Origin of the sequence: Phenylobacterium sp. LjRoot225 (genome assembly GCF_964252855.1) — a bacterium.
GTDB lineage: Bacteria > Pseudomonadota > Alphaproteobacteria > Caulobacterales > Caulobacteraceae > Phenylobacterium.
The window spans coordinates 58,808-84,616 of the sequence record NZ_CAXUPL020000008.1 but is presented as its reverse complement, the minus strand read 5'-3'; the positions used below and the strand labels follow the sequence as shown (position 1 = coordinate 84,616).

Below are 25,809 nucleotides of genomic sequence, written 5' to 3'. Positions count from 1 at the left end.
GGTGCGACGTTCACGCTAGAGGATTGTTAAGCTTCCTGCCGGCTTAGGGAAGCCAGTCTGGTGGCGGTCACCGCGCTGAAGGTGGCCGTCAGATCGTGCCAGGCCCCGTCGAGAAACCCTTCGTCGGGCTCCATCCGCCCGGACTAGGCATAAACCAGGTTGGCTAAGTGGGAGGTACGTGACGCGATTTGCTCCTTACCCCAGTCGGTGGCGTCCGCGAGGATTGGGTCCAGCACAACTCCAGACTTCAGTAAAATCTCCTTCTTCTCTCCGAATTCCTTGTTCTTAAGCTTGGTATTCAGGTCCTCGGAGACGAGCAGGAGGTTCCCGAGCGATGCATAACCCTCAACCGGGCTCGCTCCGACTGGATTTTGCGGAGCTATGTGCTCAATAGTCATAGCGTCATAGTCTACGGCAACTCCATTTTTGCCGGACAAGTCCACCCTTTCGAGAATGTAGCGGATAAGCGGCCGATTGCGAGTCTCCGCTTGACTGTAGCGGAGGTCATTGATTCCGGCGTTGAAAACGTCCCGGTCAGGTGTACGGCCGGTCAGCTTAGCCTTGAATTCTTGGAGGTGACGGGCTCGCTTCTGGGCATCCCCCTCGGAGGTCAGTTCGCGGGCGGCAGCAGCATACATCATAGATACGCCGCCCGAGGATGAGAGGCCGGCAATCGCTGTATGGAGGAAGTGAAACCGCTCGATTGCGGCTAGCGCGTCGCCGGCTTGCTTGAGCGAGATCTCCTTCGCTAGGTAGGCGCGAAGCAGAGCTAAGACAAAAGGTGTCGGCTGACGGATGCGGAATAAAGCGAGGGCGAGCAGCGACTTGAGGAGGCGCAGCTCCTCCTTAGCCCAGGCGAAATTGTCAGGCTCGAAGATGCGTCGGTAGGTCTCAACATCCGTGACGAGCTGGTCGAGGAACTCTGATGCGTACGCGGCATCAGCAACCTTTTTCTTGATTGCGTCAAACAGCGTACGCTCGGGCGTGTACTCGTGGCGAGAGAGCCAGAAGTGGTGAAGGTACGTCGACGGACCGATTGTCGTAGCTGATCTTGCGAGGCTGTCGAGGACGCTTGACCACTTAAGGCTTGCGACGTCTATGCCGCGGCTTGGTGGCATGAGCTTGGCTACAAGGTTCTTGACCAGGTCCTTCGGCTCCAGATCCTTTCCGCGCGTGTTGAGCGTCTCGAATACCACATAAGCATCTGACTCGTTGTCGAGCTGGACGACGATGAGTTCGATTCCGAGAAGGATATCCCGAGTTCTCTCTAGCCTTGCTTTGAGTATTGACTTGACTGCCTCTGGGTCCTCGGGGTTCTCCCGCTCGATCCCGAGTATAAGCGATGCGAGTTGGTCGCGCGCAAATTTGTACGCGGATTGGATGCCGCGTTCCTCCTCGGTCGGTGTCAGGCGGATCTCTGGCTTGCCGAGCTTCTGCACGTATTCCTGGAAGTATGGATACGAGGTCTCTGTCAGGAGCACGAAACGCTGTTCGGCATTGATGTCCTGCCTCTCGATGACGTTTTGAATCCCGCGGGCCTGTGCTTCAAATCCTCTCTCGTTCAGCTCGTCGCGGATAGCTGAGAGCATGATAGTGATCGTCGTGAGGCGCTGTTGACCGTCGACGACAAACAGGTCCTGGCTGCCCCTGGCGCCGTACATGACCATCGAGCCGATGAAGTAGCCCTCACGGTCCGCATTGGTAATGTCGGACCAGAACTCCTCGAGGTTACCCTTGTCCCAGGAGTATGGGCGTTGGAACCGCGGGATCTTCAGGAACGAGGACTGGAACAGCGACCGAATGGATGTGTCGTATGGCCTGATGTTCATAATGAAAGGCTCGGAGCATTGGTTGAGGTGCGGGATGTCAGGGGGGAGGGCTGGACGCGAACTCCGCCGCCCATTGCGCGACGGAGGCTTCGGCGACCTCCAGCTCGATGAGCCGGCGCTCGATTCGAGCAGGTGCGAGACCCGCGGCGGCGAAGGATGATGGCTCGGCCCATAGCAGGGCCTGCCGCACGAGGCTTCGCCAATCGAAGAATGCGGTGAGATTGACGCCGCGCTCGGCGGCCCAACGCTGGGCCTCCTCAACGGGTACAGGGGGCTGAGCTGGAGCGGTCGCCACCATGACCGCCTCGGTCACGCTGGTTTCCTGACATTTTCGGATAAGGACGTACAGGTCCTCCCGTGTGATCGGCTTGTCGCGAACCTCAAAAATGCGCGCCCAACCGCCGCCGCCCACAGCCCTGACGTTAACGTCGCCAGGCACTGAGCGCGAAGGATCGTTCACTCGGCGCACATCCACTCTCTGCGAGTCGGTAACGATGTCCATGAGGCCGGCTGCGGCTGCTTGCGCACGACGCCCGCCTTCGGAGTTCGCTTGCACGAACGCGGAGATCCGATTCGCGAGCTGGTCGGGTGCGAGCAATCTCGTGAAACCGTCGAGCTTGGTTGAGTAGCGGGGGCCGAAGCGGCGGCGCACAATTATGAACGCGCGAAGGGCCTGCCTCGCCTCGGCCTCGCTGGCGTTCTGGAGTCGATCAAGGAAGTCGCAGAGAAGGGTGACGACGGGCTTCGCCGTCGTGCGGGCAGGAATGTCGCGCGACATCCGCAGGATCCGAAAATAAGGCTGGTTGTTGAGCGGCTCACGTCCGGTTACGCCGAGGTTTATATCGAGTTCGGGCGCGTTCGGAACGAGCACCTGGTGGCAGAGCCCGCGTGCTGAGTAGGCTGTCGAGCTGGCCTCCTCCTTGACGGCGAAGACGTCGATGGCGGTGTTCACGCACTTGGCCAAGATGGCCGTCCCCAGGAACGCGATGTGGGTACGGTTAGCGTGCTCCGCGGCCTCCGAGATCGCCTCAATAGGCGCCACCCAGGTCTGCTCGACGTATCCGGCAGCCGCTTTCGCCGCCTCCTCATAGAGCATTGCGCGAGCGAGCCGCCTGTCGACGACAACCTTGCCCTCACTCACCGGTTGGCCCTCCAGGTGGCTCGAGCGTGAGCAGGTCGCCGGGCGTGCATTGGAGCGCCCGGCATAATCTTTCCACAACCGCGAGGCTAAGGTTGTATCCGGGCCGGCTCGCAGCGGATTCCACCGCCGCCTTGCTTATCCCGGCGCGCTGCGCCAATTGGGCATAGCTCAGGTGCTCGCCGGTGCGGGCTTGATAGGCGGTCATCATCTCCTTCAGGCGAACGACAATCACGTCTTGTATTGACAATACAATCCGCGACGGCGAAGCTCGTGATCACGCCTGATGTAGAGCCTAGAATCAGTCACCATGCCGCCCATGCCAAAGCTGATTAGCCTATACACGGGAGTCGGAGGACTCGATTTCGGGTTCGAGGCGGCCGGATTCCAGACTGCTGTGGCGCTTGAGCGTGATTCCGCTTGCTGCAGCACGCTCCGGCTGAATCGCAATTGGAGGGTCATCGAAGGGGACATTCACTCCGTCAGCTCCGATGAGATTTTGAGTGTGGCCGGGCTAGGCGTCGGCGATGCCGACGTGCTGATAGGCGGCCCGCCATGCCAGCCATTTTCCAAATCCGGCTATTGGGCCACGGGTGACGCGAAGCGGTTGGCAGATCCTCGAGCAGACACCCTTACCGCCTATCTTCGGGTCTTGAGGGATGCGCAACCCAAGGCGTTCCTGCTCGAGAACGTCTCGGGGCTAGCATACCGCGGCAAGGACGAGGGGCTTGGCCGCATCCTCGACGGGGTGGAAGAGATCAACAAGGCTACAGGCGCGCGCTACAGGCCTCGATGGCAGGTCCTCAGCGCTGCCGCGTATGGCGTGCCACAAATTCGCGAGAGGGTGTTCATCGTCGCCGCCCGAGACGGAACGGAGTTCAAATTTCCCGCCGCGACGCACGGGCCCGAAGCGCGTCATGGAAAGCCATTTCGCACCGCGTGGGATGCGCTAGGCGATCTTCCTCAACAGCGGAAAGATCCGGATCTCCGGATGGGCGGTAAGTGGGCCGAACTCCTGCCGTCGGTGCCCGAGGGGGAGAACTATCTCTGGCATACCAACCGTGGCGGGGGCATACCGCTCTTCGGCTGGCGCACACGATATTGGAACTTCTTGCTCAAGTTGGCGAAGGATCGGCCGTCCTGGACCATCCAGGCGCAACCAGGCTCGGCCACCGGACCATTTCATTGGACTAGCCGCCGGTTGGCCGCTGACGAGCTTTGCCGGCTCCAAACTTTCCCTGATGGTCTGCAATTCGACCGCGGCCGCAATGACGTACAACGGATGCTCGGGAACGCGGTGCCTTCGCTTCTGGCGGAGGTCCTGGCACGAGAGATCGCGACCCAGCTGCTCAGGCGCCCGCGCACGAACTCGCCACTAAAGCTCCTGCCAGCGGATCGAGGAGCGCCGCCTATTCCCGAGCGTGTAAGGACCGTTCCCAAGAAGTTCCACCCTCTGGTCGCGGACCACGCCGATCATCCCGGAGAAGGCAAGGGCAACGGGGCGAGGCTAAGGCTCGCGCGTGCGGCGTAGCTTGTCGAAGCAATTGGACCGGAGAGCCGCGTACGCCCCGTGGTCACCCGCGATCGTATGCCAGGGACGTCAGCCGAGCACCGCCTCTGGGGGATCTGCGACGAGTGTGCCTGGCGGCGGTCCCTTCAGAAGCGGCGCGTATTCGGCCGTGCAATCCAGCCAGGTCGCCGCCGCCTCCCGGTCGAGGAACACGGGCTGGCGATTGTGGAATGCGTGCATGTCGTCCCCGGGCGCGGTCTCTTGCATCACCATCGTGTAGCTCTCAGTCCGCTCGCCTTCCCAGGTGTGGCTCGCCCATAGCCCGGCCAGAAACAGCGGCGAGCCGTCGGCCTTGCTGATGAGGTGCTTGGTTTTCGAGCCTTTCGGCCCGCTCCATTCGCAGATTTCGGTCGCTGGGATGATGCAGCGCCGGCTCTTCACGCAATCGCGGAAGCTGGCCTTGGTCGCCATCTCCTCCGAGCGCGCATTGTTGGTTGGGAACTTCCAGCTCTTCGCAGGTCCCTTGTGGAAGAAGGGCACAACGCCCCAGCGGCCGACCCCTGGCTCCAGATCGCCGGCGGGGTCGTTGGCGTCGAGCGGACGAACGAAGAGACCATCGTACTTGGGATAGACGACCGTGGCCCAGGGCCGGTTCGAGAGGGTGTCCGGCCCCGCCGGCATCGCCAGCTTCAGCCCTAGGAGGTTATGGAAGACTTCCGCCAGCTCTGTGAGCGCGGGCTTCAGGGTGTAGAGATTGCACATGGCCTTAAGAATTGGCGGCTGGAGCCGCCGCGTCTAGGGGCTGCGATTGCGGCCCATGCCCTTGCTCAGATCCACGCCTTCACGTCACCGGCGCCGCACTTGCCGCAGCGCAGGCGCCGCCGGACCTCGGCCGGCGTGGCGTCCGGCCCGATCCGCCGTAAGGCTGTGGCTTGCGGCCATTCCGCGGCGTGTCCGCACCGTCCGCATTCCATCTTCAGCGTGTCCGCGGGCGACATGACGCGTTGCAAGGTCTGAAACATCATCATCGATCGGCGACCTAGTTCCGATAGAGATGGGCTAGCCGCCTCACTTCCCGCTCGTCCACGCCTGGCGGCCAGCCGAACTGAACCCGCCAGCGCATCCGCGCACAGGCCGGACAATTCCAGCCGACCCGCCTGGCCACGGCCGAGAGCGAGGTCGCGTGACCGCCCGCCTGGAGGACCTGCAACCGCTCGATGACGCGCTCGGGCTTGTAGGACTTGGACCAGCCGCAGGCGGCGCAGGCGAGGACCAGGCGACAGCCCGGATAGCGGCGGAAATCGCCGATGGCTGTGGCTGCGTCGGCTGGAATGAGCCGTAACTCAGCTCGCCGGTCGGATCGGGCCGGCGGAGTCGTTGCGCGCGGCATAGAACCTCTCCTCGCGCGTGAAGTGGAAGGCGGCGGTTTCCAGGCTCTGCTTGGCGATCTCCAGGGCGCAGTAGTCACGCCCGAAAGGCCGACACTGGAGCTGCAGCTTCCGCAGCTGCTCGACGTGCGGCGTGAGCGCTCGGAAGGTGGCGATCGCCTCAGCGCGGTCGCTGAGCCGGTCGTTTCCCTCCCGGTATGTCGGGCGGCCGCTTTCAAGCTCGTGGTAGAAGTCGCGCCGGCGGGTGAAGTGATAGGCGGCGGTCTGCAGGCCATCGAGCGCGACGCCGACGGCCATGTAGTCCGAGCCGAGTGGCCGGCACTCCGACTGCAGCGCCAGCAGCTCGGCGGCGTAGGGCTTCAGGCCTTCGAACGCGCAGACCGCGGCGTCCGGTGGCCCCAGGCCATAGTAGGTCCGGTGGACCATCCTCAAGCCTCCCATGAGCTGATCGGGTAGGCGGGTTCGTTGCTCACCCTGGCGGCATTGGCCAGGAGGTCCGTCGATAGGACTGTCCGCGTGCCATTTCGCCAAACGCCGCTGGCGATCGCCGCCCGACGATCCGCCTGGAGCCGGTTATCCGTGCTGGGTTTCATGATCAGAACAAAAACAGAACAGCGCCGCGTTGGCGAGTCCGTTCGTTTTGCGCATTCGGTTCGAACTGATGGACTGCGCAGCTATCGCAGAAGTTGCGGGCCTGAGCGGCCGGCCTCGTGCGCCCAGCGCAACCTGCGGAAGTGAATCTCAGGAATTCAGCCAAAAACAACGGGGCCATACGGCGTTCCCAGCTCCGCTCTATACAGCGAACGACTCTGGCTGAATCTGGATCGCGCACAATATATCTTACGTGAAATCAAAGGCTTGGGTGAAGTGAGAGGTAGCGCCATAGTAGCAGCAGGCACAACATAAAGCCCGCATCCGGAGACACTTGGCTCTTTGATGAGCCGTCTGCGAATGCCAGAATCCGGACTCCAGCGGAACCTATGCACCCAGACATGAGCAAGCGCGTCGACATCGCCGGTGCGTCCGGCCAGAGCTACTCCTTTCTGCCCCTGGACGGGGAAGGCCCCCTGCGGCCGATAGGGGTCACCTACTTGGTGGCGGAGAAACTGGGGCAGGGATGGCGTGTGCTCCAGGTCGGCGAGACCAACAACCTGGCGCAGCGCGACTGGCAACCCCGCTCGAGGCCGCTCGTCGCGACAATCCAGGCGCCGAGCTGCTCATCCGGCTCAACCTCAGCCGCACCATCCGCGAGGCTGAGGCGGAGGACATCGCCGCGACGCTCTGACGGGATTTCCTAAGCCATTGATTTATTTGATAAAAACGCGCCTAAGGACGGTTATGCGAAATCTGCGAGTGCGACGCATTCGCGCGTTGTGTCAAAGTTCGCATTCGTTGCGAGTCGCATTCTCGGCGGTAATTTTCGTTCGCATTCGTTGCGACTAGGACCCTCCGGAGAGTTCAGCGTCCAGCTGCGATTCAGCAGAACGGCTCGTAGGAGGTGCGGAAAACCCCGTCCTCGACGTTTTCGTACGGTGGGTCATTGCGGCGCCTTGAACCTGCCCAGCGCCTGACCAGGGTGGACGCCGAGCAGTGCGCGGTCGACTCGTCAAAGCTAGCGGCCTGCGAATTCTAGATCGGTTGCCGCGAGTGGCTGGCGTTGTCTCGGGCAAGCTGCGGTCGGATTAGGGGCGCAACTGCAAAGACGAACGCCAGCAGGACCGTGGGGAACGTCGTCGGCAGCATCATGTAGCCCAGGAACGCCGCGGCGTACCTCGGCCATCGCGGATCGCGCAGCCGGGTCAGGTAGACCGCCGCGCCCGGGGCGAACAGCGCGAACTCGTATGTCATGGCGTAGGGCGTCACCAGGATCGTGGCCCCGAACAGGAGCAGGCTGCGATCCGGAAGGTCCTGCGTCCGGCGAAAGCCGAACCAGACCATGGCTACGGCCACCGGCGCCAGCAGAAGGGCCCAGGCGCCCCGATGACCGGCCGTGACGAGGGCGGCGTACGGGGTGATGGCATAGCCCGTCAGGGCCCGATCGTTGAATATCAGCTCGTTGAATCTGGGAAGCGCAGTCAGCCAGTCTCGCCAGACCTGCGGTCCCCACACCAGCGTCGCCGCGAGGCTGAGCACGAGACCAGTCATCCCGGCCGCCGCCAGAGTGCGCCAGCGCATTTCCGCCAGGAGGGCGATCGGGACTAAAATCACCAGCTGCGGCTTGATGCAGGCCGCGAGCCCGAACAGCATTCCGGCTAAAATCGACCGATCGCGTAGCGCGAGGCCCGCCAGCACCAGCCCGCCCACCGCGAACGTCACCTGGCCGCAATAAATGACCAGGGCGACTGCAGGCATGAACAGCATCGCCGCCCAGGGCGCTCCGGTCCGTGCTGCCGCCCAGAAGAACAGGATGCCGCTTAAGACGATCCACAGGCCGTATCCGATCCAGTAGGGCGTCAGGGCGAAGGGTATGAACACGAACAAGGCGGTGGGCGGATAGATGTACGGCCTAATACGCCCTGGCCCCAGCGGCCAGCCCTGCAGGGCGGTGTTGTGATGGAAGTCATAGATGTAAGCGGGCTCGCTCAGCGCCGTTTTCGCCCCCGCCCAGAAGCAGGAGTAGTCCGCGCCAGCGGCCTGGAATTTAATGAGCGAGAAGACGCTGAGACTGGCGAAGGCGAGCATCACGAACAGCGCCGAAAGAGCGATCAACCGCCACGAGGAGCGGAGGAACGCCGGCAAATCGCGAATCGGATCCAGCCGCACACGATTTTGACACGTGGTGGAATGAGCCATGCTTCAGCTTGGCCGGAGCTAAGACACGCTAGCCACATCTTTTGGTTGTTAGCGTGCCCCAGGACGCGGGTCCGGTCACCTTCATTGATCAGAGGTCGACGTCGCGTACTGCCGCAAGCCTCGGGCGAGAAGCGGCCGCCACATTCGGGTTTTGTCCGCCTATGCGACAGAATTGGCCCGTTCGTTAGCTCTGGCTGATCCGCGCGCTACGGGGCGCCTGAGGGAAGTAGCCGCGCAGCCCCGGCCCATCGTCATGCCATTTGCGCCGGATTTTCCCGGTGAATGATCTAACGGTGTCGGGCTCTCAATGCGGTATCATATTACCGCGCAGAATATATCTTATGCGAAATCACACTCGGCGCGACGAGGCTATCAAGCCAATGCGGGTCCGGTTTTGATAGGTCACGTCGTTCGAACTCGGTTCGATTAGCGACCCGCCGGCAGTCGGTAATCTCCTGCCGGCCGCACGTCGCATCGTGCGCGGGCTCGCCGCCGTCTCACGCGTCTCCTGCTCAGGATGGCATGGTCCAGTTCGGCGTCCTCGATCGCAGCGATGGCCGGTCCAGCGAGCGCGGGAGGAAGGTCTTCAAGATCACCAGCGAGCTCCGCGCGGCCTTCACGGCCAAGGTACTCGGCCAACGCTCTGTACGGGCCCCGGTCGTCGGATGCAGTTCGCCATCCAGTTTCTTCGGCGGCCTCTCCGACAAGCGCTGAAGGTTGGGCCAACAGAGCTTGCAGCGCGGCCAGGGCATTGCAGCGGGTGCGGATGGATTGCCCCTGCAGCGAAGCGACGCCTCGACGACACATGGCGGGCGTGAGGCCGAACACATCTCGACCTTTGGACTCGAGCGTGTCGAACGCTTGGGCGAACGGCAAGCACCCGACCGGGGCGCACAGGACATAGCCGATCAGCACCTCCACGCTACGCAGCAGCGTCGCCGGACATTGCAGACGCCAGCCCGAGCCTGGCGAGTGACCCAAATGGCACCCCGCTATCGCCGCTTCCATCTCCAAGACCGACGCTTCCAGCGGCTCGTTCGTGCGGCCGGCGCCGAGTGGCTGGTTGCTGGGCAGCATCAGCCGCAGCCCCTGCGGAGTCCGCGTTAGGATCAGTTGGCCGAGCCCCGCGAACCGACATCGATGGCGCGGACAGCTCACCCGCAGCAGGTCCTCGCTTTCGCCGGTCCACCAATGATCCTGGTGGGCCTCGGCGGCTTCGCGGCAGCAGACGGGGCATGCGCCGCCGCGCAGCCCCGACGCGTTTGGCGCAACTTGCCAGGCGCGGCCGCTGGACGCGCTGCTCGCCACCAGTGGCGCTAAATCCTCGACCGGCAATCGCGAGAGCACCGCCAACCGCCGCAGCACCTCGCTCGTTGGCGTCTCACGCGCCTTGCCAGCTGCGCCCATCCATTCGGCAAATGCGGCAGGCTCAACGAAGTTGTGGACCGCAAGCCTGGCCGTCCATGAAGCCAGCCCCTCCCCGCGGATCGGGCGGGGCGCGTATGGCAGCGGCTTCAGGTGGCTCACCCGAAGGCGCCGGCGCCGCGGCGCATGGCGGAGGCGGTGCGGACGTGGCGGACAACTTCGTCTGCGCGTAACGACGCCACGGTGATGCACTCACGACCGCTGTCGACCGCCTCGACCCCTGCGGCGTTCAGCAGCCGGAAGGTCTTGCCCGGGCTGCCGCCGCTGATCTCGTGGACGGCGTCGACAAAGGCCGCGTCGACCTCGCTCCGCATCCGCAGCGGCAGATGCGCCACGACGGCGGAGACGATGGCTCCGTAGGTTTCGTCCTTGGCCATTCGCGCCAAACGGTAAGGCTGGGCGCGGCCTTCGATCTGCGGGTCCGAGGCCAGGGCGTTCAGCGCCTCGAGCGTGCCGAAGTAGGCCATCGACATCGAAAGCGTGTTCGACAAGCGTCGCAGCGCGGCCAGGGTTTTGCGCTGTGCGGCGGCGCTGCCGATCACCAAGTTGTTCGTCTCGTCGATCACCAGCAGCCGCGTCTGAAGGCGCCCCAACTGGCCGTGGACGGCGCGCTCCATATCGATGACGCGTCCAGCCGGCGTCGGCGCACCGATCGCCTCCAGAACCGCCGCATAGAATCGCATCTCGTCGGCCTCGGGCGGCGCTTCCATGGCGACCACCTCCATCCGGCTCAGACCTGAAGCGGCGTCGAAATCCGATCGCTGGCTCCGCATGAACTTCCGCAGAATGGTGGTCTTGCCCATGTCCGGGTCGCCGACCACCAGCAGGGACGGCATGCGGGTTCGGCGCGCTCCGCGCAGCAGGTCCTCCAGCCACCGCAATACCGTCGTTCCCTGCGGATAGCTGACCCACCGATCCGATAGGATGAGCGCGATGCGTGCGTCGTCATCGAGCGCCAGCGCCTCCGCTGACGAATTCACCATGGCTCGATCTCCACGTGGAAGTCGGTCGCTGCGGCCGTGGAGTCCACTGGTTCTGGCGCGATCGCCGTCGAGCTCGGCGCAGCGACGCTGGCGGCTTCGGTGCGGTGACGCTGGCGCCGCACAGCTTCACGACGCTGGCGCCGCGTCTCGGCCTTCGCCCGCGACGTCAGCTCTTCATTGGCGGCGCGCGCCGCGAACAGCGCCTCTTCATCGACCAGCCCCCGGCCTTCGGCGACCAGCCGCCGCCTGGCGGCCCGAAGATCCCACAGGCTCATCGGCGGATGGGCGAGGTTGCGGTACCGCAGCGCGCGCCGGCCTTGGGGAGTCTCGATGAACAGCTGTGAGAGATCGCGCGGGTCGTAAGCGATCTCCTGCCTGCGCTCGCCGGCGTCAAATAGTGGCTCCAGGAACGGCTCGTAATACCGGACGTGATTGAACACGATCCCCTGCCGCGTGATCGTGCGGGACACCCGCGGTAGGAACGCGAACGCCAGCGCGTCGAGGTCCGCGGGCATGCGTGGCGTGACGCCTTGCTGATTGCAGAGCCGCCGCCAGGTCTCCAGTGGCGGGGCCATCAGACTGGTATGGATCCGGCGGTTGTAATCGCCCGCCACGAAGCGCCAGAGCCACGCCTCGAACTCCTCGACGGTCATCACTGCAGCCGCGTCGCTGTCGTAGGCGCCTCGCTCTGCGACGTTGGAGAAGGTGGTGCCGGGCACGAGATGCATCTCCTGCATCACTGATCCGATGAGCCGCTCGATGTGTCCGCCGTACCGCGGCGCGCCGACCGGACGGCGATCCGTCTCGATGCCGAGGTTGGCGCAGGCGCGGGCGAAACTGCGACTGCGGAAATCAGCACCATTGTCGCTGTGGATCAGCTCCGGCGTTCCGAACGCCGGCCAGTCGGCGGCGATCCCGCGTTCGGCGAGCGCCTCGGCCTTCGGCAAAATGGCATGCCGCATGGCCATTCCAACCGAGACAGCGGACGGAGCATCCAGCGAGACATGCAGTCCCGTCACGACGCGGGAGGCGACGTCGATGATCAACGTCACCCAGGGCCGCCCGATGGGCGCGCGCGTGCTCGCGTCGACGAGAATGACGTCTGCCGGAGAATGGTCGATCTGCCAGACCGCGTTTGGAATTGTGACGACCAGGCTCCCGGGCCGCATTGTCTCGCGTTCCGCGGCGTTCGCGCCTCGCCTGCGGGCGGCCGCAATGCGGAGCTCAACACGCTCTACACGACGTGAAATCGCACTGGCCGACGGGGGCTTCAGACCAGCAGCGACGCAGCGTTTAGCGATGTCGCGGCCGAGCTGCGCCTTGGTGGGGGCCTGCGGATCCAGGAACACCTCCTCGATCGCGGCGTCGATGATCTCGCCCGTCCGGGCGGGCAATTTGGAGAGGCCTTTGCGCCAGCCACCGACCCCGGCGGTGATGGCGGTCGCAGTTCCATCGACGGCGTAGCGGGCGATCAGTCGGTACACGGTCGCCGGATGGAGGTTCAGGCGACGAGCGGCCACCTCGACGTCGGCCCGGGTGCGGGTTGGGCTCTCAATAAGCGAGCGGAGCACACGTTGTCGTTCTACGGCGCGCTGCCAGCGCCGCTCCGCGGCGCTCTGGCCCGGTTCAACGTCCGAGCCCCTGCCCTTCTGTCCACGCGCCATGCCCGTTCACCTGCAGCACGATGACGGGAGGCTGTAACGATTCGCATCGATTGCGAACGAAATGGGCTTTTCAATGCGAACATTCGCATCGATTGCGAACGTCCATGTTTATGAAAAACAGGTGCTTAGGCCACTGGCCCAGTCGCATTCAATGCGAACTCTGACACGTTGTCAGATCGCGAAATAGACGCGACTGCTTGAGAAGCCAAGGGTTTGCGGCCGCGAAATGCGCGACTATTCGCTTCCGCGTTCGAAATAGATGCGCCTCATCCTGTGATGCTGCTTGCCACTCAAGATGGCCTCACCTGAGGTTTGTGCGCCAGAGTACGCTAGCTGGAACATATATCGAACACGCCCATCCTTCCGGTCGCGACCACGCGAGCGCCAGGGAGCAGACGTTCGGAATGACCGTTCGGGGTCGAAGGACTAAGCCGCTCCCGCGGCATTGGCGCGCGGCATAGATGGCGGGGTTGAGCCGGCCTGGGCCGTGATCGGCCCGTCCTGTCTGAAGATCAGGGGTCCATCCCTGCAGACAGGAGATCTTCGATGGCCTCTGTACCTGTAAGCCCGCTGCGTCAGCGGATGATCGAGGACATGAGCATCCGCCAGCTCGGTCCCAAGACCCAGCACGACTACGTCCGCGTGGTCGCCGACTTCGCCCGGTTCCTGGGCCGTTCCCCGGACCAGGCCGAGCCGGAGGACCTGCGGCGCTACCAGCTGCACCTGGCCAGCCAGGGCGCCTCGCCGGCCAAGATGAACGCCGCGGTGTCGGCGCTGCGGTTCTTCTTCCGGGTCACGCTCGATCGGCCCGCGTTCGGCGAGCGGCTGGCGACGGTGCGCACGCCGGAGCGGCTGCCGGTCGTGCTCAGCCCCGAGGAGGTTGCGCTGCTGCTGCATTGCGCACCCAGCCTGAAGCACAAGGCCGCGCTCAGCCTCGCCTATGGCTGCGGCCTGCGCGTCTCGGAGATCGTCCACCTGAAGGTCGGCGACATCGACTCCGCGCGCATGCTGATCCGCGTCGAGCAGGGCAAGGGCCGCAAGGACCGGTACGTGATGCTCTCGCCGGACTTGCTGGAGCTGCTGCGCGCCTGGTGGCGGGCGGCCCGGCCGCGCGGCTGGCTGTTCCCCGGCCGCGATCCGGCCCAGCCGATCACCACGCGGCAGCTCGACCGCGCCTGCAAAGCCGCCGCGGCCACCGCGGCGCTCGACAAGCGGGTGTCGATGCACACGCTGCGGCACTCCTTCGCCACCCACCTGCTCGAGCGCAGGACCGACATCCGCGTCATCCAGGTGCTGCTCGGCCACAAGAAGCTCGACACGACCGCGCTCTACACGCGGGTGGCGCTGAAGACCCTGGGGGCGGTGAAGAGCCCGCTCGCCCACCTGAGGCCGCCGCCGGCCTGAGCCCGGCCCCGTGTCACGGCCATCCCTGGAGGTGGCCGACATCCTGCGCGCCCACGGCGAGGCCTTCCGCCAGGCCCACGCCGGGCGCCTGAGCCTGGGCCAGCTCAAGGTCATGTCGGCCATCGAGGCCTGCCGCACCGCCGAGCTCGGCGGCCACGTCGCGCGCTGCGACGACTGCCAGCGCCTGGCGGTGAGCTACAACTCCTGTCGCAACCGCCACTGCCCGAAGTGCCAGGGCGCGGCGGCCAAGGCTTGGCTCGCCGAGCGCGAGGCCGACCTCTTGCCGGCGCCCTACTTCCACGTCGTCTTCACCCTGCCGGCCGCGCTCGCCGCGATCGGCTTCCAGAACAAGGCCGTGGTCTACGCCCTGCTCTTCAAGGCCGCCGCCGAGACACTGCAGACCATCGCCGCCGACCCGAAGCATCTCGGCGCCCGTGTGGGCCTCGTCGCGGTGCTGCACACGTGGGGCTCGGCGCTGACCCACCATCCGCACGTCCACTGCATCGTCCCCGGCGGCGGGCTCTCGCCCGACGGCCAGCGCTGGATCGCCTGCCGCAAGGGCTTCTTCTTATCCGTGCGGGTGCTCTCGCGGCTCTTCCGCCGGCTCTTCCTGGAGAAGCTCGCCGCCGCCCACGCCCGCGGGCGCCTGAGCTTCTTCGGCGACCTCGCCCAACTGGCGGCGCCGGACGCCTTCGCCGCGCACATCGCGCCGCTGCGCCGGACGGAGTGGGTGGTCTACGCCAAGCCGCCCTTCGGCGGCCCGGCCGCGGTGCTCGCCTACCTCGCCCGCTACACCCACCGCGTGGCCATCGCCAACAGCCGGCTCGTCAGCCTGGACGAACAGGCCGTCCGCTTCCGCTGGAAGGACTACCGCACCGCCAACGCCGAGACCGGGGCCGTGAAGATCAAGACCATGAGCCTCAGCCCGGCGGAGTTCTTGCGGCGCTTCCTGCTGCACGTCCTGCCCACGGGCTTCCACCGCATCCGCCACTACGGCCTGCTGGCGAAGGGCCCGCGCGCCCCAGACCTCGACCAGCTCCGGGCGCTGATCGCCGCCCAGGCCGGGGCGCCGCCCGCCGCCGACCAGCACGCCACCGCCGAGCCCGAGCCGGAGGCCACGGCCCCGCCGACCTGCGTCTGCTGCGGCGGGCGCATGCGCGTCATCGAGGTCTTCGGCCGCGGGCGTCTGCCGCGAACCGCCATCGTCACCCGCTTTTGGCTGGACAGCTCATGACCCGCACCTGGCCGACATGCCCAAGCCTGCGCCGCCGTCGCCCCTCGGCCTCGGCGCCAGCCCGGCTGCGCTCATCGCCGTCGACATGCGCAGAACCGGCTCGCATCCCGCCCTGGCGTCCCGCTCAGCTCGCGCCGCCACGACCGAGGACTCCTCTGGCGTGCGGCTGCGGACGCAGAAACCGCCCGGGAACTCACCTCCCGGCGGGTGGCGCGACACGAAAGCCCCATAGCCGCGCATCTCTCGGCCGGCCACAGCACGGCTGACCGCGGCTTCCTCCCCCGGAGGCCTTCGGACGCCGGCCCCCCAGCCGGCCCGCTCTTCTGCGCGAGGGGCCGGCATCCGAAACCCTCAACATTCTTTCGCATTGGATCCGTGCCGCGGAGCGGACCTGCGCGGAGTCCGCTTGTTGGAGGGGCGCCAACGGGGAATTTCGGACCCTAATCGGACATGGCGCATGAACCGGCTCGGTCGAAGCCACTGGCCGGCGCCCCTCTGGGCTTCAGCCAAACCAGTTTCTCTGGATTGCGCACGACATAGACGGCGGTGATCAAGCCTTCAGAGATGGACACCGACATCGTTTGCAGCGGCTCATCGCCGACGCGGGTGATAAGCCCCATGGAGCGGTTGATGTGCACCACGTCCGAACGGCTCCCTGGTGGAGGCCCCCCGAACTTCTTGGCGGCTTTCGTGAGCAGCCGCGCGATCCGATCCGGTCCATAGATTGGATTGAGCGCCGATGGTCGGAATCCGCCGGAATCGGAGAGCAGCACGGCGTCGTGACGGAGGAGTATGGTCAGGTCTGCTAGATCGCCCGTCGCTAGCGCTGTCAGAAAGGCTTGGAAGATGGGACCGTGCGCCTCAACCCCTGGCGCGTCCGGCCGCGGCCTCTCACGCAAGGCTCTACGGGCCCGGGTAGCCAACTGACGGCATGTCGCGTCGGTTTTCCCCAATATCGCTGCGATCTCCCGAAACGGGAGATCAAAAACGTCGTGGAGCAAGAAAGCGGCTCTCTCCGCAGGTGTAAGCTGCTCCAGGGCGAGCATGAACGCGAACGTGAGATCTTCCGCCAACTCGGTTGCTGTTTCCGGAGAGAGGCTATCGCAGTCAATTACAGGATCCGGTAACCACGGGCCCACATAGATCTCGCGCTTGGCGCGAGCGCTCTTGAGCCGGTCGAGGCAAAGCCGTGTGACGATCGCTGTGAGATATGATTCAACATCCTGAACGCGGTCGGCGCCGGAAAACCGGATAAAGGCGTCCTGAAGCACATCTTCGGCGTCGGCTCGGCTTCCAAGCATACGATAGCTCAGGCCGAGCAGTCGGCGACGGTACGGAGCAATCGGATCGCGTGATCTGTTCATGCCGCAGGTCGGCGGATTTCAACGGCGTTCTGGCCGACACAGAGGCGCTCGCAGCTCGTAGCGTAACCAAAACCCACTTTCAGCATGCTAAGGAAGCGGCTTGTTTGGGTGGCCATAGTCAAGTCCACGACCCCTTTGTCCCCCCATCTTTCGCGGACGTGTTCTCTTGCTTCCGCCTCTTCATCCGTCCTGTTGATGATGGCGCGCGAAAAGCGGACCGCGAGCGCCGCATCGCTTGTAAGATGTTGGTCATCACCGCGGAGCACCGCCTCGATCAAGTCATCGCTTATCCCTGCTCGGCGCGCGGTGTTGATGTGGATCTGGACGCACGATCCGCACCCCTCCGCCAGTGCGCCGACGAGCTGGGCAGCGAATGCCGCCTCCAAGGACGCCGCCTCTCGGTGGGAAAGCAATTCCGCGGCTTTTCCCAATCGCTTCAGTGCCTGCGGTGAGGCGGCGAACAGCGCGATTGCATAATCAGGATCGCCGCCATTGCGGCGTGTGATGGTCTCAATTGCAAGTTTCGCTAGCCGCTGCTTCATCTTCAATCCTCCTGATGAAGCTAAGACGACTGAGAGGTACGGAACGTGACAGGCAGCGCGTCTACAAGGCGACGCCGCCGCCAGCTTTTTGTCTCCAGCCGTTAGCCGCGGGTCGAACGACCCTATGGCGCACAACGAGCGTCATTAGTGGACGTTGCGATCGCTCCAGGAGGAGGACCTTCGCCTGGGCGGTCTGTCGGTTGGAATGACCCTCCCCAGCGGGTTTCTCAGATCACCTGATCGCTTCCGGCGCGCCCGTTCCAATGTATTGCGCCAGCATGCGGTGGAACTGGATGATCGCCACTTCCTGTCGGGGGCTTGGGCGCGCGCCGGGGAAGCCCCGCGACTTCATCCCCTGCTGGACCTTCGGCATGTTCTGGAAGTCCTGGGACAGGATGAGCCGCCACTTCTCTTCCGTGGGATCGGGCTCGTAGACCCACTCGGTCTTCGGCTCCTCGCCTTCCGGGAAGCGCTCGATGACGTACACCTCGAAGATGCAGCTGTTCGGATCGGCCCCGTTCGGCCGCGCGCGATAGCAGAGCGCGAAGGTCACCCCCGGCAGGATCACCGAGTTGGGGAAGAGGTGCCAATCGAAGCCGGCTTCGGCGGTCTTTTCAGGATCGAGAGCCGGCCAGACGACACCGCGCGCGGCGTCGTCCCGGGCGGCCGAAGCCATCATATGGGCCGCCACCAGTTCGGCGGGCGTGCCCGGGGGAAGCTCCTGCGGCAGACGCTGCGCGGCCTCGATGATCGTCCGTGTCGTCGTGGCGTCCAGCGTCTGCTCCATCTCGAGCATCATCTCGGCCGCCGCGGTGCGCGGATCCTGGCCGTCGCGGACGTTGACCCCGCCAAATCCGGAGCCTCCCGCCGCCCCGCCCTCCCGGGGCGTGGCGACGCCGTGGCAGGCGTGCCGGCCGGCCGTCCGGCTCCAGTAGATGAGGTCCACCCACTTGGTCAGCTGCGGGTGGGTGGCGCGGGCGTGATAGCTCTCGTTGAAGGCCTCCAGCGCGGTCTTCCAGTTGCAGGGGAAGTTGAGCCACTGGCGCCAGCGGTAGCGCATCTTCTCAAGTTCGAACGGGTCGAGCAGGGATGAGGCCGGCTTCAGGTAGTCGAGCAGCGGCTCGCAGTCAGGATCCATGTTGATCCACACCCAGCCGCCCCAGGTGTCCACCCTCACCTGCTTCATTCGCAGGTTCTCGTTCGTGAGCGCCTCGCCCCAGTCCTCCCGATCGAGCACGAAGGCGTTCTCGCCGTCGAGGTTCCAGCGCCAGCCGTGGAAGCGGCAATAGAACTGGGCGGTGTGGCCGCAGCCCTCCGTCAGCCGCCGGCCGCGGTGGAGGCAGACATTGTAGAAGCCCTGGATCCTGTCCGGGGCGGTGCGGGTGACGATGATCGACTCGTCGAGGATGTCGTAGGTCACGTAGTCGCCGACCTTCGGGATCTCCTCGACCCGGCAGGCGATCTGCCAGACCTTCGGCCACAGCCGTTCCCCTTCGGCGCGGACGTAGGCCTCGGAGACGTAGGCCTCGACCGGAATGACGACCGGCGCCTCCAGGCGGCTCGCGGCCGGATTGGTGATATCGTTCAAGACGTCCTCCTTGGCCGGGTCGGATCGGCTGCGATCAACGGGCCCGAAGGCCTTCGTTGCCTTCCATCAGGCGAATGCGCAGCGCGTTCTGCAGGTAGGCCACGCCCTGGTACTGGCCGATCAGGATGGGCAGCTCGATCAGCTGCGGCTCGGTCAGGGTGCGCGCCAGCACCGCCCAGGTCCCGTCGGTGATCATGGCGTCGGCGATCAGTTCCTCGGTCGCGCGCCGACAGATGTCCCTGGAACAGGCAGCCGGCGAGCGCGGTGTGCGCGTCCATCAGCACGGGCGCCTTCAGCATCGTCGCGGTGAGCTCCGGAAGCGGTCCTACGATCGGGCCGACGCCGAGGCTCGCGCGAAGCGCGTTCATCTGCTCGCGCACCTTGCCGGGGATCTGGTCATCCCCGAGCGGCGCGATCCTGGGCGCATGGCCGAGGATCGCGTCTTCGCGGGCGGCGATGTTTCGCCCGATGTCGTCGCAGATGTTTCGATCCACCAGCCGCGTTCCCTCGCTGCACGCCTCTCGCGAGCGTTGTTTGCCAACCTATTAGCACCAGGTCCGAGGAGCAAGGACTGTCCTGGCGCGTCCTCACCATTGACACCGCCCGCCGGCCGCTAACATTCTGGCAAACACCAAGCGCCGCGCCTACGGGAGCTGCGAGCGAGTTCGCGGCTCGCCAAGATCTAGAGAGGCTGGAGGAAAGGCGCATGACCGACGTCGAGACGCTGCTCGCGATCGAGGAGATCAAGCGGCTGAAGGCGCGCTACTTCTACGGCCTCGACCACAAGGATTGGGACCTCTGGCGCCGGGAGGTGTTCGCCGAGGATGGTCGGTTGATCGTCCCCGAGGCGTCGATGGAGGCGGTCGGCGTGGAGGACATCATCGCCTATGTCTCGAAGAGCACGGGCGACCAGGTCTCTGTCCACCACGGACACATGCCGCTGATCGAGATCACCTCGGACCGGACGGCGACGGGGATCTGGGCGATGGAGGATCGGCTCTATCGCACCAAGGCCCACCCGCTGGCGGACGGCAGCACCTACCTCCATGGTTTCGGCCACTATCATGAGACCTACGTCCATAACGCCGCCGGCTGGCGTATCCAGTCGACCCGTCTCACCCGCCTGCGGGTCGAGATGACGAAGATCCTCTAAGTTCCCGGAGCCTGCGGTGCCCCACGAAATCGACTTTTCCGCGCTTTTCACGCCTTTCAAGCTGCGCGACGTGACCCTGCCCAATCGGGTGGTCATGCCGGCGATGGGCCTGGCGATCTGCGAAGGTGGCATCCCGTCTCAGGAGGTCGCGGACTACTATGCGCGCCGGGCCGCCGGCGGCGCCGGCCTGGTGATGACCGAGGGCGTCTACATCGACCACCCTGCGTCCGGCGACAATCCGATGCTGGGCCGCTTCCACGGGGAGCCCGCGCTGGAGGGATGGTGCAACGTGGCCAGGCAAGTCCACGCCGCCGGCGGCGTCACCTTTCCCGAGCTGTGGCATGTCGGCCTGATTTACAGCAGCTACGACATGGTCACGGGCACGGCGCACTACCGGCCGGAACTGGGCCAGGTCAGTCCCTCTGGCTACATCGCTCCCGGCAAGAAGGTCTGCGAGGGCATGACCCAGGCGCAGATCGACGAGGTGATCGACGCCTACGGTCGCGGCGCGGAAACCGCCATGGCGCTGGGATACGACGGGATCGAGATCCACGGCGGCCACGGCTACCTGATCGACCAGTTCTTCTGGTCGGAGCTGAACAGGCGGACCGACCGCTATGGCGGCAGCCCTCAGGCCCGCGGCCGCTTCGCCGCGGAGGTGGTCGCCGAGATTCGCCGCCGCGTCGGCCCGGGCATGCCCGTGGCGCTGCGGATCTCCCACTGGAAGATGGTCAATTACCAGGCCCGCATCGCCGAGACGCCGCAGGAGCTCGAGGCCTTGCTGGCGCCGATCGTCGACGCCGGCGTCGACCTCTTCGACTGTTCGGAGCGCCGGTTCTGGCAGCCGGTGTTCGAGGACAGCGACATGAACCTGGCCGGCTGGACCAAAAAGGTCACCGGCAAACCGACCATGACCATCGGCTCGATCGGCCTCGACGGCGACATGCAGTCGAGCCTGATGGAGGGCGTGGACGCCGGCCGCGACCTCTCCAGGTTCAGGACGCTGATGGAGATGTTCGATCGGGGCGACTTCGACCTGGTCGGGGTCGGGCGCGCGATGATCTCCGAGCCGGACTGGGCCAAGCTCGTACAGGCGGGCAGGATCGATCAGCTGAAGCCGTTCTCGCCGCGCGTCATTTCCGAGGCCCTGCTGCCCGCCGTGCGCTGAGCGCGGCCTAGCGGGTCAGGCGGCGCCCTCCTCCGCGCGCAGCCGCTTGGCGACCAGCGCGCGAACGCCGTCGGCCTTGACCTTGGCGCTGCCGGTGAAGTCGAGCTCGGTCTCGCTGACGAAGACCACCCGGCGCGGGACCTTGTAGCTGGCCAGCCGGGCCCGCAGGTAATCACGCACCTGCGCCTCGGTCAGCGGCCGCTCGGCCTCCGGCGCGACGCAGGAGACGACCATCTCGCCCAGGGTTTCGTGCGGCACGCCGACCGTCTTGCAGACCTTCACGCCGCGCAGGGCGCCCAGCACATTGTCGACTTCGACCGGCGAGACGTTGGCGCCGCCGGTCTTGATGATGTCGTTCAGCCGCCCCTGGAAGACCAGACGGCCCTGCTCGTCGATGTAGCCGCCGTCGCCGGTCCGAAGGAAACCCTGCTCGTCGAGCGTCTCGTCCAGCGGCACGCCCAGATAGCCAAGCATCAGCGTCGGCCCCTTCACGGCGATCTCGCCGCTCTCGCCGCGCGGCAGGATCTCCCCGCTTAGCGGATCGACCACCTTGATGGTGCAGCCGGCCAGGGCTTCGCCGTGATGCCCCTGCGTCGCCTCCGGCGGCAGGTTCGCCGGCGTCCCGGTGACGATGGTGAAGGTCTCGGTGTTGCCGTAGCTCGCCCGCGGCTCGCGCCATTCGGTGCGGATCGAGGCCTGCGGGCGGCGCAGCTGCAGGCCCGGCTCGAAATAGTGCAGGCTCGAGAGGTCGGCGCCATCCCAGTTCGGCACGGCTTCGAGCTGCGCCCACTGGTGAGGCCAGGCGTAGGCGAAGGTGACCCGCTCCTTCTCCAGCAGCGCAATGGACTCGGCCGGCTCGAAGATCCGCTGGATGACGATGCACCCGCCGGCCGCCATCACCGCGCCCAGGCCGATGGCGAAGTTGCCCGACCAGAAGAAGCCGTTCGGCGACCACCCCCTCACCTCGGGCCCGAAGCTGTAGAGCCTCGCCCAGCGCCAGCACTGAATGCAGACGCCGCGGTGGCTGTTGAACACGCCCTTGGGCCGGCCCGTCGTGCCGGAGGAGAAGAACAACAGCGCCGCCTCGGACGGCTTGACCGTGGCCGAAGCGGCCTCGACCAGGGCCGGCGCCACGGCCTCGCCGCGCGCCAGGAACTGCGGCCAGGTCTCGATGGCGCCGCGCGGGCGCTCGTCGTCCAGCTTCGCCACGTGCCGCAGGAAGGGAAACTGCGGCGAGGCGACATGACCCGGTCGAGCGGTTTCGAGTCCCGGCTCCAGCTTCAGGAGCATGGCCTCGAAGTCCTTCTTCAGCACGGCGCGCTCGAAGAGCAGGACGGAAATGTCGGAGGCCTTCAGCAGGAACTCCAGCTCGGCCTCGGTCGAGAAGGTGCTGAGCGCGATGGCGACGCCGCCGGCGAGGCTGACGCCGAACACCGTCGCGATCCATTCCGGCCGGTTGGTCATCAGCACGCCGATGCGCGAGCCCTTGCCGACGCCGCAAGCGAGCAGGGCGCGGGCGACCTCCATGGTGCGGTCCCAGAGCTGGGCATAGGTCCAGCGGGTCACCGCGCCGTCGGGCCGGTGCATGACCAGCCCCTCGCGCTCCGCATGCCGGAACGCGACGTCCCGCAGCATGCCCGGCAGGGTGAGCGGCCCCAACCCCGGTTCCTCGCTCAGCGGATGACCCCGGATGATCGAGGGGGCGCCCTGCGCAAGCTTGATCTCGTTCATGCCGGTGATCCCAAGCCGAAAGGCATCCTGCCGTTCAATGCGCCCGCCCTCAGCCAGGCTTCTTCAGCAGTTCGATCTCGGCCGCGCCCGTGCACAGGGTGGTCCCCTTCTGGTTGGCCATCTTGTGCTTGACGTGGACCAGGTGGCGGCCGTCCTGGTCGACCGACTTCTCGACCACTTCGGCGGTCTGGACGGTGATGTCGCCCGCCAGCGCCGGGCCGCGGTAGTTGGCCGTGGAGTGGACGATCATCCCGTGCTCGCCGGCCCAGCCGGCCAGGTAGTCGGTCACCCAGGACCCCATCGAGGCGCCGTAGCCGTAGGCCCTCGGCATGCCGATGCGCCGCGCCCACCGCGGGAAGAGGTGCCCGCGCGAGGGGCCGTAGTAGGCGCCGTCGGTCAGCTCCGGATTGATCCGCAGCATGTCCGGGTCGTTCTCGTGGCCGCCCATCTCCTTGGTGAAGCCGAGAGCCGCGAGATCGTTCTTGCGCATCTCCAGCGCGCCCCAGACGTTCATCAGATAGGCCCGCCATTCCGTGGTGAAGCTCGCCACCGAGTGCGGGCCGAAGACGCGCTCGGGCAGCTGGTCGCCGACCTTCACGTCATCCCACCAGCGCTGCTTGTGGCCGAGGTCATGGAGCATCTGGATCCACTGGAACTTGCGATCCTCCAGGGCCTCCAGCTCGTCGTCCGCCCAGACGGGGTCCTCCGCCTCCTCCGCCTTGACGCTCTCACCGCCCGCTTCCGCCGAATAGCGGATCGAGGTGGAGCGCTGCTTGGCCAGCAGCTCGCCGGCTTGGTTGCGATAGAAGTTGTCCCCGCGCTGGAAGCAGGTCGGGCCGGCGAACGACGTCTCCTTCACGACGTAGTCGTAGGGGATCCGCTCGTTTGAGATCACATCGCCGCCGAAGACGCGCGGGCCGTAGTACCACCACTCGTCCCCGCCAAAGAGCAGGTGCGATTCCGGGATCTTCCCCACGCAGGCCGGGGCGACGCCGTGACCGTCATCGGTGGCGATCGGGAAGCTCTGCGGCGCCAGCATCCTGCCCCAGCGGCTGGCCTCGGCGTAGGGCGGGTCGAAGTGCAGCAGGTTGGGGTAATGCATCGCATGCACCCACCGCCGGATGTCGTTGTTGGTGATGGGTTCGCGCAGCGGCGAGCTGTCCATCGGCTTGCCGAGGTGGCGCTCGATGTCGGATGTGTCGAGTATGCGTGTGGTCATGGATCTCTCTTGGAGAAAGCCTGGATTAGGTGGAGCCGCCCCACCCATCGCTGGGCGCAGCCGAGAGGGGACGCTGTGGTCGCCTCAGGCGAACGGCTCGTCGCCCTGGATGGTGGTTCGGTGCATCAGGCGACCGCTGTCCAGCGCATAGGGCATGGCCCGGTGCATGGTCCCGGTGTTGTCCCAGATGACCATGTCGCCGACGGTCCATTCGTGTCGGTAGACGAACTGCGGCTCGGTCGCATAGTCACGCAGCCGGGTGAGCAGCGCCCAGCCTTCTCGCAGGTCCATGCCTTCCACATGGCTGGCGGTGGAGCCCAGCACCAGCGACTTGCGTCCCGACCGGTGGGTCCAGACCAGCGGCAGGGTGTTGGGCTGGAAGGTCTGCCAGGCCTGCAGTGTCTCGAATGAGGGCTCCGGGTTCACATAGCGTTGCGAGACCTCGAACATGTGCACGACCTTGAGCCCGTCCAGCACCGCCTTTTCGGCCTCCAGCAGGTCTTCCCAGGCCGCATAGGTGTTCGAGAACTCGGTCTGGCCGCCGACCGACGCCAGCTTCCGGCCGCTCATGATCGAGGCGAAGATCGGCACGTCCGACATGGTGCCGTCGATGTGCCAGTAGAAGGCCCCCTTGGTGTACTCGGCGACCGGGTTCACCTTCGGGTCCATGCTGATCTTGAAGACGCCTTCCTCGACCGCGGGGCCCAGCGTGCGGGTGAAGGCGATCTGCTGCTCGTCCGTCAGGTTCATCCCCCGGAACACGACGACGCCGCGCTCCTCCAGGAGCGCCCGGATCTCGGCCGAGAACGCGCCGCTCACAAGCGCGTCAGCGTCCGCCTTCAGCTCGCTGCCGATCGTCGGCGTGAGGTCCGGAACGGCCAGCTTCGACTTTGCTGAGGCCAGCATGAAATTCGATCTCCACCCTGCAGCCGCCCGAGCGACTATTGGGCATATGTTCAATAGTAACTGCCAGAGGTCGTCAAGGACCTGGTTCGGCGGCTAGGTATGGGAGCCGCCGGCGTGCGGCCGAAGATGGGGGGACGCGGGATTGAGCGAGATGACAGTGAAGGCCAAGCGCGTCAGACGTGATCCCGAAGACGCCAAGAACCTCATTCTCGACGCCACCGAAGGCCTCATGCTCGACGAGGGCTATGCGGCCGTGACGACCCGCAGTGTGGCCAAGCGGGCGGGCCTCGCTCCAGGGCTGGTGCACTACTACTTCCCGTCCACCGACGACCTGCTGGTCGCCGCCTATCGCCGGGCGACGGCGGCCAACTTCGAGCAGCTGACGAGCGCGCTCGAGGCGGACGATCCGGTGAAGGAGCTCTGGCGGCTTCAGACCGAGGGCACGCCCATGGCCCTGGCGGTCGAATTCATGGCCCTGGGCAATCACCGCAAGGCGATCCGGGCCGAGATCGCCGCCTACGGCGACCGCGCGCGCGACCTGCAGAGCGCCGCCGTGGCCCGGTTCATCCAGGACTCTCCGGTCGACCCGGCGATCTGCCCTTCCATCTGCTTCGCGACCTTGCTCGCGAGCGTGGCGCGCGGGCTGGTCATGGAACAGAGCGTCGGGATTTCGCGGGGACATGCCGAGACGCGCGTCTTCATGCAATGGATGCTTGAGTGGGTCTCCGGAAGCCGGAAGGCGACACCGGCGAGTTGAGCCGGGCTCGGGC

Annotated in this window: 23 protein-coding genes; 7 read left to right on the top strand and 16 right to left on the bottom strand. The window is 65.7% G+C overall.

Annotated elements, in window-relative coordinates; translation table 11 throughout:
• Positions 1-143: 143 nt before the first annotated feature.
• Genes ACSQ2B_RS26310 through ACSQ2B_RS26300 form a run of 3 tightly spaced genes read right to left on the bottom strand, consistent with a single transcriptional unit; the run spans position 144 to position 3,175 of the window.
• Positions 144-1,829, bottom strand: a complete 1,686-nt coding sequence (locus ACSQ2B_RS26310; protein ID WP_436054379.1) for a DUF262 domain-containing protein — start codon at positions 1,827-1,829, stop codon at positions 144-146.
• 37 nt (positions 1,830-1,866) lie between these two features.
• Positions 1,867-2,970 (bottom strand): restriction endonuclease, SacI family, encoded by a 1,104-nt coding sequence (locus ACSQ2B_RS26305; RefSeq protein ID WP_436054378.1) that lies wholly within the window; start codon positions 2,968-2,970, stop codon positions 1,867-1,869.
• Complete coding sequence (locus ACSQ2B_RS26300) at positions 2,963-3,175, bottom strand: helix-turn-helix domain-containing protein (RefSeq protein WP_436054397.1); 213 nt, start codon at positions 3,173-3,175, stop codon at positions 2,963-2,965. The genes ACSQ2B_RS26305 and ACSQ2B_RS26300 overlap by 8 nt, the downstream gene beginning before the upstream one ends.
• Positions 3,176-3,277: 102 nt before the next feature.
• Here ACSQ2B_RS26300 and ACSQ2B_RS26295 point away from each other — a divergent pair, with 102 nt between their 5' ends.
• A complete protein-coding gene (locus ACSQ2B_RS26295) occupies positions 3,278-4,498 on the top strand; it encodes a DNA cytosine methyltransferase (RefSeq protein ID WP_436054377.1) in 1,221 nt (406 codons plus the stop codon).
• A gap of 69 nt (positions 4,499-4,567) precedes the next feature.
• Here ACSQ2B_RS26295 and ACSQ2B_RS26290 read toward each other — a convergent pair whose 3' ends face one another.
• From ACSQ2B_RS26290 to ACSQ2B_RS26265, 6 genes are all read right to left on the bottom strand, one after another.
• Positions 4,568-5,239, bottom strand: a complete 672-nt coding sequence (locus ACSQ2B_RS26290) for an SOS response-associated peptidase (protein WP_436054376.1) — start codon at positions 5,237-5,239, stop codon at positions 4,568-4,570.
• 581 nt (positions 5,240-5,820) lie between these two features.
• Positions 5,821-6,291 carry a hypothetical protein gene (locus tag ACSQ2B_RS26285; RefSeq protein WP_436054375.1) on the bottom strand — a complete coding sequence of 157 codons (471 nt, stop codon included), beginning with the start codon at positions 6,289-6,291 and terminating at the stop codon, positions 5,821-5,823.
• Positions 6,292-7,494: 1,203 nt separating this feature from the next.
• A complete protein-coding gene (locus ACSQ2B_RS26280; protein ID WP_436054374.1) occupies positions 7,495-8,658 on the bottom strand; it encodes a glycosyltransferase family 87 protein in 1,164 nt (387 codons plus the stop codon).
• A 426-nt stretch (positions 8,659-9,084) separates the two neighbouring features.
• Positions 9,085-10,185: a TniQ family protein gene (locus ACSQ2B_RS26275; protein WP_436054373.1), complete on the bottom strand. Its 1,101-nt coding sequence runs from the start codon at positions 10,183-10,185 to the stop codon at positions 9,085-9,087.
• The gene (locus tag ACSQ2B_RS26270; RefSeq protein ID WP_436054372.1) at positions 10,182-11,066 is read right to left on the bottom strand and encodes a TniB family NTP-binding protein; all 885 of its coding nucleotides are present in this window, start codon (positions 11,064-11,066) and stop codon (positions 10,182-10,184) included. Before ACSQ2B_RS26270 ends, ACSQ2B_RS26275 begins: the two co-directional genes overlap by 4 nt.
• The gene (locus ACSQ2B_RS26265; RefSeq protein ID WP_436054371.1) at positions 11,060-12,730 is read right to left on the bottom strand and encodes a Mu transposase C-terminal domain-containing protein; all 1,671 of its coding nucleotides are present in this window, start codon (positions 12,728-12,730) and stop codon (positions 11,060-11,062) included. Before ACSQ2B_RS26265 ends, ACSQ2B_RS26270 begins: the two co-directional genes overlap by 7 nt.
• A 546-nt stretch (positions 12,731-13,276) precedes the next feature.
• Here ACSQ2B_RS26265 and ACSQ2B_RS26260 point away from each other — a divergent pair.
• Both ACSQ2B_RS26260 and ACSQ2B_RS26255 read left to right on the top strand, forming a co-directional pair.
• Positions 13,277-14,134, top strand: a complete 858-nt coding sequence (locus tag ACSQ2B_RS26260; RefSeq protein ID WP_436054370.1) for a tyrosine-type recombinase/integrase — start codon at positions 13,277-13,279, stop codon at positions 14,132-14,134.
• A 10-nt stretch (positions 14,135-14,144) separates the two neighbouring features.
• Positions 14,145-15,368 carry an IS91 family transposase gene (locus ACSQ2B_RS26255; protein ID WP_436054369.1) on the top strand — a complete coding sequence of 408 codons (1,224 nt, stop codon included), beginning with the start codon at positions 14,145-14,147 and terminating at the stop codon, positions 15,366-15,368.
• A gap of 440 nt (positions 15,369-15,808) precedes the next feature.
• Here the strand turns inward: ACSQ2B_RS26255 and sigJ are convergent, their stop codons facing one another.
• The 4 genes from sigJ to ACSQ2B_RS26235 all read right to left on the bottom strand — a co-directional run bounded on the left by sigJ (position 15,809) and on the right by ACSQ2B_RS26235 (position 19,058).
• Positions 15,809-16,732: an RNA polymerase sigma factor SigJ gene (gene sigJ / locus ACSQ2B_RS26250; protein WP_436054368.1), complete on the bottom strand. Its 924-nt coding sequence runs from the start codon at positions 16,730-16,732 to the stop codon at positions 15,809-15,811.
• Positions 16,729-17,274 (bottom strand): carboxymuconolactone decarboxylase family protein, encoded by a 546-nt coding sequence (locus tag ACSQ2B_RS26245; protein WP_436054367.1) that lies wholly within the window; start codon positions 17,272-17,274, stop codon positions 16,729-16,731. The genes sigJ and ACSQ2B_RS26245 overlap by 4 nt, the downstream gene beginning before the upstream one ends.
• Positions 17,275-17,506: 232 nt before the next feature.
• Complete coding sequence (locus ACSQ2B_RS26240; protein WP_436054366.1) at positions 17,507-18,862, bottom strand: aromatic ring-hydroxylating oxygenase subunit alpha; 1,356 nt, start codon at positions 18,860-18,862, stop codon at positions 17,507-17,509.
• Positions 18,863-18,896: 34 nt separating this feature from the next.
• The gene (locus tag ACSQ2B_RS26235; protein WP_436054365.1) at positions 18,897-19,058 is read right to left on the bottom strand and encodes a hypothetical protein; all 162 of its coding nucleotides are present in this window, start codon (positions 19,056-19,058) and stop codon (positions 18,897-18,899) included.
• On the opposite strand from ACSQ2B_RS26235, the gene ACSQ2B_RS26230 reads away from it, so the two are divergent.
• From ACSQ2B_RS26230 to ACSQ2B_RS26220, 3 genes are all read left to right on the top strand, one after another.
• Positions 19,057-19,479 (top strand): hypothetical protein, encoded by a 423-nt coding sequence (locus ACSQ2B_RS26230; RefSeq protein WP_436054364.1) that lies wholly within the window; start codon positions 19,057-19,059, stop codon positions 19,477-19,479. The genes ACSQ2B_RS26235 and ACSQ2B_RS26230 overlap by 2 nt on opposite strands.
• A gap of 89 nt (positions 19,480-19,568) precedes the next feature.
• The gene (locus tag ACSQ2B_RS26225; RefSeq protein ID WP_436054363.1) at positions 19,569-20,015 is read left to right on the top strand and encodes a nuclear transport factor 2 family protein; all 447 of its coding nucleotides are present in this window, start codon (positions 19,569-19,571) and stop codon (positions 20,013-20,015) included.
• Between the two features lie 16 nt (positions 20,016-20,031).
• Positions 20,032-21,183, top strand: a complete 1,152-nt coding sequence (locus tag ACSQ2B_RS26220) for an NADH:flavin oxidoreductase (RefSeq protein WP_436054362.1) — start codon at positions 20,032-20,034, stop codon at positions 21,181-21,183.
• 15 nt (positions 21,184-21,198) lie between these two features.
• Here ACSQ2B_RS26220 and ACSQ2B_RS26215 read toward each other — a convergent pair whose 3' ends face one another.
• The 3 genes from ACSQ2B_RS26215 to ACSQ2B_RS26205 all read right to left on the bottom strand — a co-directional run bounded on the left by ACSQ2B_RS26215 (position 21,199) and on the right by ACSQ2B_RS26205 (position 25,039).
• Positions 21,199-22,914: an AMP-binding protein gene (locus ACSQ2B_RS26215; RefSeq protein ID WP_436054361.1), complete on the bottom strand. Its 1,716-nt coding sequence runs from the start codon at positions 22,912-22,914 to the stop codon at positions 21,199-21,201.
• 49 nt (positions 22,915-22,963) lie between these two features.
• Positions 22,964-24,133, bottom strand: coding sequence for an FAS1-like dehydratase domain-containing protein (locus ACSQ2B_RS26210; protein WP_436054360.1), 1,170 nt, complete (start codon positions 24,131-24,133; stop codon positions 22,964-22,966).
• 84 nt (positions 24,134-24,217) lie between these two features.
• Entirely contained in the window at positions 24,218-25,039 is an 822-nt protein-coding gene (locus ACSQ2B_RS26205; RefSeq protein ID WP_436054359.1) for a TauD/TfdA dioxygenase family protein, read from the bottom strand.
• Between the two features lie 151 nt (positions 25,040-25,190).
• Between ACSQ2B_RS26205 and ACSQ2B_RS26200 the strand changes: the two genes are divergently transcribed.
• On the top strand, positions 25,191-25,796 hold the full coding sequence (locus ACSQ2B_RS26200) for a TetR/AcrR family transcriptional regulator (protein WP_436054396.1): 606 nt from the start codon (positions 25,191-25,193) through the stop codon (positions 25,794-25,796).
• Positions 25,797-25,809: the final 13 nt, after the last annotated feature.

Excerpts from the sequence above, each read along its gene's own strand:
- ACSQ2B_RS26310 (WP_436054379.1), bottom strand. The coding sequence starts at position 1,829 with ATGAACATCAGGCCATACGACACATCCATTCGGTCGCTGTTCCAGTCC.
- ACSQ2B_RS26300 (WP_436054397.1), bottom strand. The coding sequence starts at position 3,175 with ATGACCGCCTATCAAGCCCGCACCGGCGAGCACCTGAGCTATGCCCAA.
- ACSQ2B_RS26295 (WP_436054377.1), top strand. The coding sequence starts at position 3,278 with ATGCCGCCCATGCCAAAGCTGATTAGCCTATACACGGGAGTCGGAGGA.
- ACSQ2B_RS26290 (WP_436054376.1), bottom strand. The coding sequence starts at position 5,239 with ATGTGCAATCTCTACACCCTGAAGCCCGCGCTCACAGAGCTGGCGGAA.
- ACSQ2B_RS26285 (WP_436054375.1), bottom strand. The coding sequence starts at position 6,291 with ATGGTCCACCGGACCTACTATGGCCTGGGGCCACCGGACGCCGCGGTC.
- ACSQ2B_RS26280 (WP_436054374.1), bottom strand. The coding sequence starts at position 8,658 with ATGGCTCATTCCACCACGTGTCAAAATCGTGTGCGGCTGGATCCGATT.
- ACSQ2B_RS26270 (WP_436054372.1), bottom strand. The coding sequence starts at position 11,066 with ATGGTGAATTCGTCAGCGGAGGCGCTGGCGCTCGATGACGACGCACGC.
- ACSQ2B_RS26265 (WP_436054371.1), bottom strand. The coding sequence starts at position 12,730 with ATGGCGCGTGGACAGAAGGGCAGGGGCTCGGACGTTGAACCGGGCCAG.
- ACSQ2B_RS26260 (WP_436054370.1), top strand. The coding sequence starts at position 13,277 with ATGGCCTCTGTACCTGTAAGCCCGCTGCGTCAGCGGATGATCGAGGAC.
- sigJ (WP_436054368.1), bottom strand. The coding sequence starts at position 16,732 with ATGAACAGATCACGCGATCCGATTGCTCCGTACCGTCGCCGACTGCTC.
- ACSQ2B_RS26245 (WP_436054367.1), bottom strand. The coding sequence starts at position 17,274 with ATGAAGCAGCGGCTAGCGAAACTTGCAATTGAGACCATCACACGCCGC.
- ACSQ2B_RS26230 (WP_436054364.1), top strand. The coding sequence starts at position 19,057 with ATGGCGTCGGCGATCAGTTCCTCGGTCGCGCGCCGACAGATGTCCCTG.
- ACSQ2B_RS26235 (WP_436054365.1), bottom strand. The coding sequence starts at position 19,058 with ATGATCACCGACGGGACCTGGGCGGTGCTGGCGCGCACCCTGACCGAG.
- ACSQ2B_RS26225 (WP_436054363.1), top strand. The coding sequence starts at position 19,569 with ATGACCGACGTCGAGACGCTGCTCGCGATCGAGGAGATCAAGCGGCTG.
- ACSQ2B_RS26215 (WP_436054361.1), bottom strand. The coding sequence starts at position 22,914 with ATGAACGAGATCAAGCTTGCGCAGGGCGCCCCCTCGATCATCCGGGGT.
- ACSQ2B_RS26210 (WP_436054360.1), bottom strand. The coding sequence starts at position 24,133 with ATGACCACACGCATACTCGACACATCCGACATCGAGCGCCACCTCGGC.
- ACSQ2B_RS26205 (WP_436054359.1), bottom strand. The coding sequence starts at position 25,039 with ATGCTGGCCTCAGCAAAGTCGAAGCTGGCCGTTCCGGACCTCACGCCG.
- ACSQ2B_RS26200 (WP_436054396.1), top strand. The coding sequence starts at position 25,191 with ATGACAGTGAAGGCCAAGCGCGTCAGACGTGATCCCGAAGACGCCAAG.